This window comes from Vibrio sp. Y42_MX_L11, from assembly GCF_024181785.1.
Lineage (GTDB): Bacteria > Pseudomonadota > Gammaproteobacteria > Enterobacterales > Vibrionaceae > Vibrio > Vibrio diabolicus.
The window spans coordinates 1-12,986 of sequence record NZ_JAMZAP010000003.1; the positions used below are offsets into that span (position 1 = coordinate 1).

General features: G+C 44.6%; 4 protein-coding genes. 2 read left to right on the forward strand and 2 right to left on the reverse strand.

Features of this window, described 5'->3' with window-relative positions:
• Positions 1-210: 210 nt before the first annotated feature.
• The gene (locus tag NL643_RS03805) at positions 211-1,467 is read left to right on the forward strand and encodes a cadherin-like domain-containing protein (protein ID WP_253643925.1); all 1,257 of its coding nucleotides are present in this window, start codon (positions 211-213) and stop codon (positions 1,465-1,467) included.
• Entirely contained in the window at positions 1,464-10,814 is a 9,351-nt protein-coding gene (locus tag NL643_RS03810) for a tandem-95 repeat protein (protein WP_301339091.1), read from the forward strand. Before NL643_RS03805 ends, NL643_RS03810 begins: the two co-directional genes overlap by 4 nt.
• An 87-nt stretch (positions 10,815-10,901) precedes the next feature.
• Here NL643_RS03810 and NL643_RS03815 read toward each other — a convergent pair whose 3' ends face one another.
• Both NL643_RS03815 and NL643_RS03820 read right to left on the reverse strand, forming a co-directional pair.
• Positions 10,902-11,516 carry an OmpA family protein gene (locus NL643_RS03815; protein ID WP_006741557.1) on the reverse strand — a complete coding sequence of 205 codons (615 nt, stop codon included), beginning with the start codon at positions 11,514-11,516 and terminating at the stop codon, positions 10,902-10,904.
• A gap of 2 nt (positions 11,517-11,518) precedes the next feature.
• Positions 11,519-12,835, reverse strand: coding sequence for a TolC family outer membrane protein (locus NL643_RS03820; RefSeq protein WP_048626423.1), 1,317 nt, complete (start codon positions 12,833-12,835; stop codon positions 11,519-11,521).
• Between the last annotated feature and the right edge of the window lie 151 nt (positions 12,836-12,986).

Here is a 12,986-nt window from a genome sequence, read left to right on the forward strand (position 1 = left end):
TCGACACACTCGAATTTGGCGGCCAAAGCTTCATAACGGGTGTTCAAGAGCATCAGACTCGGCTGCTTAAGCTTCTTGGTGTTCTGTATGAAGCAGTTTATTCCTAAATTGGCTGCGGAATGACGGTTATTGCACTATATAATCAGGCAATATATAGCAAATTAGTATTGTTAGTCAAAAACTTGACAGTTATTTAGGGTTAAGATTTATATGGATCGTACAGCGTTAGTGTCACTCGGTAATCAAGTCGTCGTAATAGGTTTAGATGGGGAGCTGAGAGTCCTAACAGAAGGACAACAGCCCCTACCAGGTGAAGTGGTAGTGGCAACGACAGATGCTGCACCTCTAAATTTGAACATTCAACTAACTGAAGAGCAAGGCTCAAAAGATATTTCTGATGATGTGGCACGAATTATTGGTGCTATTGAGCAAGGTCAAGACCCTTCTATAGTTGATGAAGAACTCGCGCCAGCTGCGGGTGAAAACAGTGGTTCAAGTTTACAAAATAGTGCCACGATTGCACGGGATGGCACTGAAGTACTGGCCTCAACAAATTTTGAAACTATTGGCTTGGAATCCCTCGGTTTATCTGAAACACAAGCGTTGACCTTAAATGACTTTTTCGCAACAAATATAGAAACCAGTGGAGATGGCTCAAATAAACCACTTACTAATTCTCCAGTGACATTAAGCGCTATCGAAGAAGATAGCGATCCCATCACGATAACTACCGAAGAATTACTATCGAATGTCGATATTGAAGATGCTGATACTCTTATCGTTACAAACGTCACTATTGAGAGTGGGAATGGCACTTTAATTGATAACAACGATGGATCTTGGACTTATATCCCAGAAGCTGATGATGATACTGAAGTGTCATTCTCCTATGACATCATTGATGACGATGGGGGTGTTATTAATGGCAATGCTAATTTAGATATTAAGCCTGTTAATGACGCGCCAATAGCGACTAACGATGCGATTCAAACTGACGAAGATTCCCAGGTTGTAATTGATGTGCTCGCTAACGACAGTGACATTGAAGGTGACGATTTATCCATTACTTCTGCTTCTGTATCAGAAAAGCAAGGTATCGTTGAGATTGTCGATGGTAAGCTTGTTTTCACTCCGGCTGAAAACTTCAATGGTAATGCAACTATTAGCTACACCATCTCAGATGGTGAGCTAGAGGATGAAGCTCAAGTCTCGGTAACAGTAAACTCAGTTAACGATGCGCCTATTGCCCTTAATGACGCAACAATTACAGAGGAAGATACCTCAGTAACGATTGATGTGTTGCCAAACGACACTGACATCGATGGTGATACGTTAAGCATTGAATCGGCGTCTGTGCCGAGTGACCAAGGTCAAGTCGAGATTATTGACGGCAAGCTTGTATTTAGCCAACTGAGAACTTCAATGGCGACGCTGAGATCACTTACACCGTCACCGATGGTTCGCTGACTGACCAAGCGACGGTCACCGTCACCGTGAATGCGGTGAACGACACACCTGTGGTTGAAAGCAACATCGCAGACCAAACCTTGGCGGAAGATTTCACGCCATACACCATCGATCTAAATACCGCTTTCAGCGATGTGGATAATGTTGATGGCGAGCTGAGCTTCAGCGTTTCTGGTAATAGCAATGTAAATGTCTCAATAGAGAATGGTATTGCTACCATCAGCCCAACGGCAGACTGGAACGGCTCAGAAACACTGACCTTTACCGCCACCGATCTAAGCGGCGAGAGTGTTAGTCAAACCGTGAACTTCACAGTTGCCCCTGTGGCGGACATCGTGGCAGACAGCGCGACGGTTGTGGAAGACACGCCGACCATCATTAAGGTCTTAGGTAATGACACGTTCAAAGGCGACGACAAAGTGGTGTCGCTGGATACCAACAATGGCCCAGCCAACGGCACGGTCTCGGTCAACCCTGATGGCAGCGTAACTTACACGCCAAACGACAACTACCACGGGGCAGACAGCTTTACCTACATCGTTACGTCCGGTGGGGTATCGGAATCCACCACGGTGAACGTCGATGTGACGCCAGTCAACGATGCGCCAGTGGCAAAAGATGATACCGCTGTTACTGACGAAGACACGCCAGTGACAATTGATGTCCTGCCAAACGACACCGATGTGGACGGTGATACACTGTCTATCCAATCAGCGTCCGTACCTGAAGCGCAAGGTAAGGTTGAGATTGTTGATGGCAAACTGGTGTTCACACCGGCCGAGAACTTCCATGGTGACGCTGAAATCACTTACACCGTCACCGATGGTTCGCTGACTGACCAAGCGACGGTTAACGTCACCGTGAATGCGGTGAACGACACGCCTGTGGTTGAAAGCAACATTGCAGACCAAACCTTGGCGGAAGACTTTACGCCATACACCATCAATCTAAATACCGCTTTCAGCGATGTGGATAACGTGGATGGCGAGCTGAGCTTCAGCGTCTCTGGCAACAGCAACATTCAAGTGGCGATCGTCAATGGGATTGCTACGTTCACTCCAACCGCAGACTGGAACGGCTCAGAAGCGCTGACCTTTACTGCCACCGATCCAAGCGGCGAAAGCGTCAGCCAAACGGTGAACTTCACAGTGGCGCCTGTGGCGGACATCGTGGCAGACAACGCGACGGTTGCGGAAGACACGCCAACCACCATCAAGGTTTTAGGTAACGACACGTTCGAAGGCGACGACAAAGTGGTGTCGCTGGATACCAACAACGGACCAGCTAACGGCACGGTCTCGGTCAACCCGGACGGCAGCATCACTTACACGCCAAACGACAGCTACCACGGTACAGACAGCTTCACCTACATCGTCACCTCCGGTGGCGTCAGTGAGTCCACCACGGTGAACGTCGATGTGACGCCAGTGAACGATGCGCCAGTGGCAAAAGATGACACGGCGATTACTGACGAAGACACGCCAGTGACGATTGATGTTCTGCCAAACGACACTGATGTGGATGACGATAAGCTGAGTATTGAATCAGCCTCTGTACCTAAAGAGCAGGGTACGGTTGAAGTGGTGGATGGAAAACTCGTTTTCACTCCTGCAGAAAACTTCAATGGCGACGCTGAAATTACCTACATCGTAACGGATGGTCAATTGACCGACGAAGCGAAAGTGGTAGTTACCGTTAACCCAGTAAACGATGCGCCAACTATCAAAGTTGATGCCGTAGAAAGCATAACTGAAGATGCAGTGAGCACTGATACGGTAGTCGCAACCTTAACGGTTCGTGATACTGATACGCCAGAAGACCAATTAACCATTTCTCTAGAAAACAACTCAAACGGCTACTTCGTGTTGGTTGGCAATGAAGTCAAGCTAACTCAAGCGGGTGTTGACGCGGTTAACAACGATGAACTCAACCTTAAAGACCTTACTATCAGCGCGTCAGTGTCGGATGGTGTTAATCCAACGGCTAGCGACAGTGATAGCTTGGTTGTGAATCGTGTTAACGATGCGCCAACAGTTGATAATGCCATTACAGATCAAGTGTTATCGGAAGATTTCGATGCATACACGATCGACTTGAATGAAGTATTCAAAGATTCCGATTCCTCGCTAGAATTCTCAGTCTCTGGCAATAACAACATCCAAATTTCTATTGTGAATGGCGTTGCCACCATCACTCCGACTGCGGATTGGAATGGCAAAGAGACAATTACGTTCACAGCTAAAGACCCAAGTGGTGAAAGCATCAGCCAAACGGTGAACTTCACGGTAGCGCCTGTGGCGGACATCGTGGCAGATAAAGCGACGGTTGTGGAAGACACGCCGACCATCGTCAAGGTCTTAGGTAACGACACGTTCGAAGGCGACGATAAAGTGGTGTCGCTCGATACCAATAACGGACCAGCCAACGGCACGGTCGCGGTCAACCCTGACGGCAGCGTAACTTACACGCCAAACGATAACTATCACGGGGCAGACAGCTTCACCTACATCGTTACGTCTGGGGGCGTCAGTGAATCCACCATTGTTAAAGTTGATGTCACGCCAGTAAACGACAAACCTGACAGTGAAGACTTTACGCATGTGGCCGATGATCAGCTTACGCACGTTGTGTTTGATACCGATACGAAACCTTTAGGTGATGGCGACTCTCAGGATCATATAGCGGATATTGAAGATGACTTAAATAGCAACGATCTACATGTTCGGATTACTGAACTGCCAACATCAGGTACGTTGTTCTTTAAAGATAGTGACGGTGAGTTGCACGAAATTAAAGAAGTAAGCGATACGCTTTATGACAAAGACAGTCTTTACTATGAAGCTGATAATGTTGGTTTCTTATTAGGTATCAAGGATCGCCCAGATACTCCTAATAGCTCTGAGTCTACAACAGACTTCAACAATTGGGGGCTAAGTGAGGACGGAGGTCCTTCACATTCCCGTACTGAGCATTTAGTAAATGGTTCCTCCATCACTATATCTTCTGATAGTGATGAGCTTGCTCAATACAACCGCCAGGTATCACACATCGGCAATGGTATTGCTGACAATGATGGGCAGGGTATTGAGAAGGGTGAAACAATTACGATCGATTTGTCTAATAACCCTGTGGGCAGCGTAAACCTTGGACTAGATGGACTAGGTGGATTGTTTGATTACGGTGATGACAACGCAGCGCTTATTACGGTTACATACTTAGATTCAAATAATGTCCAACAGACTCAAACGTTCGAGTTTTTGAAGCCTGAAGGCAACTTCATGCTATTCCAAGAAACAAGCGTTGGTTATGGGAAAGAGCTAGCTCTTCCTGAAGCTTCGGTCATTACTCAGTTAGATTTTTCTACGAAAAATGAAGGTAACTGGGAGTTACGTTATGTAGAAGGTGTTCCTGCAGAAGACAGCTTTGGATATGTGGCCGTCGACTCTGAAAGTGGCGTTAGCGATCCATCTACAGTCAATATCGTTAATGAAATGCTAGATGGTAATGTTGCTGAAAATGGGCCAAGTCTGTCTGTGGTCGGTGATAGCGTGACTGAGGGTGACAATGTCACGTTTTCGGTTGTTCTAGATGAAGTTACCAGTACTGCTGTTAAGTACCAAGTTGATATGCTTGCTCAAGGTTCTTCAGTTGATAAGAATGACGTAAATCTATCAAATGCAACCTACACAAATGGTGTTGTTTTTTTAGGTGGTTACTTGATTGTTCCTGCAGGTATAAGCAGCTTCGAAATATCGATTCCGACTATTGATGATTTGGTTGTGGAAAGCAGCGAAACGATCGTTCTTGAGATCGGCGGTGAAACGGGGACGGCAACAGTTCTTGATAATGATAGTACAGAACTTAGCGTAGTAGATGCCGGCGATGTCATTGAAGGAACTGACGCAATATTTACCGTTTTACTCTCTAACCCTGTTCAAGAGGCCGTTGTCGTCAATCTGAAGTCAACAACAGATGATAGCTATACTGCGGAAGATGTTGATTTAGGCACTATGGTAGTGACCTATGTGGATACTCATGGTCAAACTCAAACATTAGATATGGCGCCTAATGGAGACGTTACCATACCTCTAGGTGTCGCTGAAATTAAAGTCGCAGTCCCGACCAAACTAGATAATGTCCATGAAGGTGATGAGAGCTTTGGTCTGACGGTTACGGAAATCGGTAGTGTCACCAGTAATGGTATTGCAACTGGTAACGCAAATATTGTGGATTCTGATCCTGCACCTTTAGTTAGTATTAGTGCTGATCAAAACAGCGTAAATGAAGGTGAAACGGCAGGCTTTACACTGACACTTGATAAAGTTGCAGATGAGAGCGTTACGGTTGATGTCGAATATAGTGGCGTGGCCCAAGATGGAAAAGATTTTGTTGGCGTTCTGAGTGTTGAAGTTCCTGCGGGTCAATCTTCAGCTGCTCTTGACTTACTGACGCTCACCGATGGTATTTATGAGGGCGCAGAATCTTTCACAGTAACCATTAAAGAGGTGGATGGCGCTGATGCGAGCATCGCTTCAAATAACAGCGCAAGTGTTGTGATCGTTGATGCCCAAAGTGCACCGAAAGTGACTATTAGCTCAGATCAATCCTCAGTTGATGAAGGTAGTGATGCAAAATTTATCGTCAACATTGACCAAAAAGCAGATGAAGATGTACTGGTAACATTCACAATCGGCGGGAATGTTGATGACAAAGATTATATTGCTCCAAGTACGTACACAGTCACGATTCCAGCGGGTAAAACGTCGGCGCCGATTGATATAAAAACTCTCGATGATGGTATTTACGAAGATCTTGAAAACCTAACTGTGACTCTAATTGATACGGTTGGTGCAGATTCGACGCTTGCAAGTGACTCGAATGAAGCAACAGTCTCTATTATAGATGCTCAGCACGCTCCAGAGTTTATTTCTGACGGCGATAGTGCTGGTGACAAACCAAATGATGATGTTTACGACTTCGGGTCAGTTAACGAAAACACGGTGAGTGGGTCCGTTATTGGTACGGTCGTTGCTGAAGATCACGATAATGACGTGCTTGTATACCGCTTTGCAGATGGCTCGACCACTAATGGTATTTTTGATATCGACTCGACAAGCGGAGAGATTTCATTGAACAAGACAATCGATGATGTTGACTTGGGCGATTATACGCTTCAGGTTGAGGTTATCGATGGAACTGGCGGGATTGATACTGCCGAGGTCAATGTTTCTCTGGTAAATGTGAATGATGCACCTGAATCTTCGCCTTCCGCGGTTGAGATGAGTGAAGATACCCAAGTGATACTTGATTGGTCATCATTCGGTATTAGCGATGTGGACTCTAACGTATCAGAGCTCTCCGTCCAAATCACAACGCTTCCTAGCGATGGGTCATTAGAGTATAAAGATTCGCAGGGCGATTGGCAGTCTGTCCAAATCGATCAAGTGCTTGATAAATCGCTCTTTGATGAAAACAGTGTTCGTTTTGTACCTGAATTAAATGAGTCTGGCAGTGACAGTTTCGGCGGAAATCAAGTCGGAGACCAGGAGTCTAGTTACGCTCAAATTGGCTTTAAACCAACAGATGGACAGAGTACCGGTCAAGAGTCAACACTGACAATAGACGTAAACCCTATCGCTGATAAACCGAACTTAATCGCAGTGACGCACGAGAACTCATTACCCCAACAAGAGTTTAACGTTACGACATGGAGTAATGTTCAAGTTGGTTCTAGTGATGGTATGGGGGTCAATGGAGAGACTCTAATCTCAGCGATCAACGCTCTTGATGAAGCCGATGGTACTCGATTGAGTTGGGCAAATGTGGAAGATTTAGGGACTCATGCAACCTTGGCAAATGAGGCCGTTCTAGTCACATCTCTTGTTTATCTCGAAGCTGGCTCGAGTTACGACTTTGTCGGTCAAGCCGATGATAGCCTTGCAATCAAGTTGGGTGGTATGTTACTTGATCAAGCTCGTTGGGGTAGCGACAGTGGTGATATTAAGGGTGCTAGCTATACCCCTTCGGTATCTGGCTTTTATCCAATTGAAATTTATCACCATAACCAAAGTGGTCCGGGTAACTTTAATGTGGATGTATCCATTAATGGACAAGCACCTGTCAATCTGAGCAACAGCAGTCTTTACGTAGTTAGTGATGAAAGTGCACTAGAAGCAACTGATATCAGAACGTCTGAACTACAAGAAGTTAATGGTGTTGCGTTTTACGAAACATATCAGCTGAACGAAGGGTTACAAGATACAGCGATACCGCTCTCTGAAATTAAAACAAGCTTAAATGATAAAGATGGCTCTGAATCACTTAAAGTCACGCTAACTGGCTTACCTGTAGGTGCGATCCTTTCAGATGGAAACAGTTCTATTACTGTAGCAACCATTGATGAAGAACTGGACGTGACAAGTTGGGCATTAGATACACTTACTGTGACTCCACCAGCTGGCTCCCATGATGACTTCACAATCAATTTGACGGCAACGAGTACAGAACGCGCGAATGGTGATTCAGCAGAGTCTAACTTAGCGATCAATGTTGTAGTACATGAGAACTTACCGACGGAAACGGAAAGTGATATTGGGAAGACCAACGAAGATAGTTCGCTACAGGGTAACGTATTGCGTAATGACTTTGATGACGACAACACCCTGATGGTTGATCATATTACTATTAATGGCACTCACTATGCGGTAGGTGAAAACGTATCTTTGACCAGTGGCACTTTATTAGTAAACCAAGATGGTAGTTACGTATTTGAACCTACCGAGCACTGGTCAGGTGATGTTCCATTAATTAATTACACCACAAATACTGGCGCAACAAATACGCTTGATATCAACGTTGTCGCAGTTGCAGATGCCCCTGCGATCACGATTAATGTTGGAGAGTTAGTAAAAAGAGATGCTGTTGATCCTAATCACAACTTAGCCACTTCTGCGATAGATAAGACGCCTACAGAGAATGAACTCGTCGCTGCTGATTTTGGTTTGGATGATGTCGTGCAAAAAAATCACTCATACGCCGGAGTGATGCTAGGAGACAACAACGACAGAAGTGATACCGATAGTTTATTCGTTGGGACTGATTACAATGACACCTTCTACGGTGGCGGCGGTGATGACGTATTTATTGGCGGTGGTAATAACGACTCTTTCTATGGTGATGATGCGTCCACTATTACAGATTATGATGGCCAAGATACGGTTTACTTAACTGGAAACTTCAGTGACTACAAAATGACCTTCAAAGACGATCATGGAGGTCAAGTCCCATATTGGATTTTGCTAGATAATCGTTCTATCGATTCGGTAAACGACCACACAGGTAGTGATGATCGTGGTGATCACTTATATGAAATTGAACGAATTGTTTTTGCAGACAAAGTCGTTGAATTGAAGCCCGACGGCACCTATGAAGTGCTTCAAGAGCGTTGGATTCCCGTTGATATTAACGTTGATTTGGTTGATGTCGATGGAAGTGAAAGCTTGGCGCAAACTGTTTTTGTGGAAGGTTTGCCGGATGGTGTAGAGCTGTATATCGATGGACATGCCGTTAATCAGGACGCAAACGGTAATTATCTTGTCACCCTGGATGCTAACGGTAAGGTCTCTTTAGATATCAGAGTACCGTTTGATTATGAAGGTAGTCTAGAATTCCCACTAAGCGTTACCGCGACGTCGGTTGAAGAAGCAAATAATGATGCCGCTTCAACAACAGAGTCTGTTGAGCTTACAGCTCGTGACTATGTTCTAGAGTCGGGTTCACATGGGAACGATCAGATAACGGGCAGTGACGATCACGATATTATTGTTGGCGATGTACAAGGATTGGAGATTATTGCCGGTCAGGACTACAACATCGCCTTTGTTTTGGATACTTCAGGGAGCATGGGTAACTGGGTAGGAACTGCGAAGCAAGAAGTACTAGATGTGTTTGATGAACTGTTAAGCGCTGCAAATCAGGGTGAGAAGCCTGGAACAGTGAATATTCACCTCAGTGAGTTTGCTTCAAGTGCGTCAGCAGTTATTTCCGTTGACTTGAGTTCTCCAACAGCAAGAGATGAGTTTGTAAAAGAACTGAATAGTGCTATAGGTGATGAGGGTGACGGCGGCACAAACTATGAGGCGGGTTTACAGTCAGCTGTTGAATGGTTTAGCAGTCAACCTAACCCTAATGGCCAAAATATCACGTACTTTGTTACTGATGGTCAACCAAATAGAGCAACGCATCTCTATCATTTAGCGCCGAATGAATTCTCGAAAGTGATTTTGGATGTCGATGATTCTGGCAAGCTTGTTACCCTGCAAGATATAGTTAGTAACAGTAGTTATTCATACGGACAGACGGTTACCTACAAAGGTGACGTCGTTATAGATAGTTACGGTCAAGTATATTCACCGCTAACAGGCAGAACCCTTGGTGATATCGACAGATATAATGGCTCTATCCGTTACTACGATGAAGGTGGCAGCTCAACACAAGCTCAACATATGTATCAAGTGTTAGCAGCATTGTCTTCAGTAGAGTCGATAGGTCTTGGTAGTGGTGTTGATGAACAGACACTTAAGCAGTATGACACTGATGGTGTGGTAGAGTCAGATATCGATGTTACTAAACTTGCTGAAACGATATTGGGTCAAGATGTGCCCCTGAAGCAAGGCTCAGACACTATTCAGGGTGGAGAAGGTGACGATATCTTGCTGGGTGATTTAATTGAATTTGGCGGTAATGAGCAAGGTTTGAGTGCAATTCAATCACATGTGGCACAGCAAACGGGTCAAGATGTTTCTACCATTGATGGTGAAGACATCCATGAATACGTTAAAAATAACTTAGAAGAATTCAACCAATCTCACCAAGGTGATAAGTCGGATAACTTATCTGGTGGTGCTGGCAACGATTTACTGTTTGGTCAGGGTGGTAACGACATACTCGTTGGCGGTGAAGGTGATGACATTCTGATTGGTGGTTTAGGTAATGATATCTTAACGGGAGATGAGGGCTCTGACATCTTTAAGTGGAGTGAAGTGACCAACGAGGTTGATACGGTTACTGATTTCAACAAAGATGAGGATACTTTAGACTTCTCCGATCTGTTTGATGACTTATCAAAAGATGAAGTTGGTGAGCTTCTTACTGATCTTCAGTCCGGTGATCATACTGGTGATGTCGGAGAGTATCACGTAGAAGTGGCACCAGATGGCGGCTCGGAAGCGAACTTGAGTATTACGAAAGGTGGCTCGACATTGGACATCCATTTTGATGGTGCAAGTGTCGATGATGTGACTCAAAGTCTGATTGCAAGTTTAGAAGCGCAATACAAAGACATGTAGCATGTCTAGCCACAGGTGAAATTGAAAATCAAAAAAGGTCTAGCATTTTGCTAGACCTTTTACTTTTAAACTCAGTTCATTGCGATGTTAGCTCTTAGGAAGTGTCGTGAAAACGGTCCACTCTTTCTTCACCTCACCTTTGTGGCCAATCACCGTTGCGGTGACTCGACGGTTCAACGCATGACTCACTTGGTCGGTGCCTTGTGTTGCAAGTACCGTGTCTCCATAGCCGACAATGGTGACTCTATCTCCACTAATACCATTCATCATGAGTTCTTTTCTAACGTTCTCAGCGCGGCGTTTAGATAAGTCAAGATTGTGTTCTGCAGTACCAGTACGACTGGCATAGCCCTGAATCTCTATCGATGTATTTGGATACTCCTTCAAGAAGTCGGATAGTTCTCGAATTTGCTCCGTAAAGATAGGATTGATCACATCGGAATCATTCGCGAACAGAACTCGAATTTGCATTTCTTGCGAGGAGTCGACATACGAACCGCAGCCATCGTTATCTATCTCGGCACCTAAAGGAGTACCCGGACATAAATCGCGCTCATTAATGACTCCATCAGAATCATCATCAAGATGATCTGCCCACTGATCGGCAATGGGCGTATCAATATAATCATATTCATCGCCTTTATCGGATGAACTGCATGCCGAAATCATCAATGAGAGTGCAATAAGAGTTATGTATTTCATAATTAATACTCCACTTCTTCTAGCCATTCTTTAGGCATTTCAACCCTTAATGCACTCAACAGTTGACCTGTTGCGTTCATCACTCGATATTTGGCGTACTGCTCTGCGTATTTAGAATCTAAGTAGTCTTTACGTGCCTCAAAGAGTTCGTTTTCAGTATTCAATAGATCAAGCAGCGTTCGCTTACCAATGCGATATTGTTTTTCATAAGCAATAACGGTTTCAGATGCCGAGTCTACATGATCTGACAGGAACTCTTTTTGCTGTAGGGTCAAATCCAGTGCGCTCCATGAAAGCCTTAACCCTTCTTCAACATTGCGATAAGCACCTTCACGTAAGTCTTTCGCTTTATTTAACTGATAGGCGAAGTTTTCTGAGTTTGCAGCGTCACTGCCGCCATTAAATAGGTTGTAGCGTAGACGTAGCATGGCAAGTGTCTCATCACTGCGGCCTTTTAAGCCATCAGCGTCGTCACGCCATGTTTGTGAAGCTTCAATGGAAATGGTTGGGTAATTAACACCTTTAGATTGTTTGTATTGAAACTTAGCAGAGTCTACGTCTGCGAGCGCGACTTGAATGACAGGGTGTAGTTCAAATGCCAAACCTACCGCTTCATCAATGGTGTATGGAATGAAATTCTGATCCGCTCTTGGAAAGATCAACCCTTGCGGGGTTTGACCCACTAAACGAGTGAACATAGTGTGAGAGTCGTACAAATTATTTTGAGCAGCTGCCAAATTACCGTGCGCTTTTGCCAAACGTGCTTCTACCTGTGTTAAGTCAGCGGTAGAGCCGATACCTGAGTTGACTCGTTTTTTAATGTCTTCATAAATATCTTTGTGAACCGCCAAGTTATTTTCAGAAAGCTTGAGTATTTCGTAAGCTTTTACTGCGTCTAAATACACTTTGGTGACTTCAAGCGCTTTATCTGATGCATCGGCCAAAAGTTGAAATCTAACTGACTCTGCATCGGCTGCGGTACGATCGATATCATTTAAGGTTGCACTGCCATCCCATATGAGCTGAGTTAGTGTTACCGAAGCTTCCTTTCGAGTGTAATCTGTATCCCCACGTCCCACCTCGTCAGAAGGGTCTAATCCCTCGTAACCAATGCCCGCATCTAAATCAATAGAAGGTAAGTAGGCGCCCGAAGAGGCTTCATTTACGTATTTTCGACTGGTGAACTCGTTAAATGCGCTCTTAATGTCAGGATTGTTTTTTAACGTCAATGCCACGGCTTGCTCTAAAGTTTGACCGAAAACGGGTAAAGACACTATTAAACTACAGCAGCAAGCAATATTTAGTCGGTTCCATTTCACGGTATTTCTCCTAAAAATTCGTGTTGCTTTTTGCTATTTCATCTCATAACTGAGACGAAACATCATAAATAACAGTGCTTGAGTAAGGGATTTATCAACCTACTGTTAAAACAAAGCTTTTGTTTCAAAAACCCAAGATTTCACCTTTTAA

Coding starts and splice junctions, on each gene's coding strand:
- NL643_RS03805 (WP_253643925.1), top strand. CDS start 211: ATGGATCGTACAGCGTTAGTGTCACTCGGTAATCAAGTCGTCGTAATA.
- NL643_RS03815 (WP_006741557.1), bottom strand. CDS start 11,516: ATGAAATACATAACTCTTATTGCACTCTCATTGATGATTTCGGCATGC.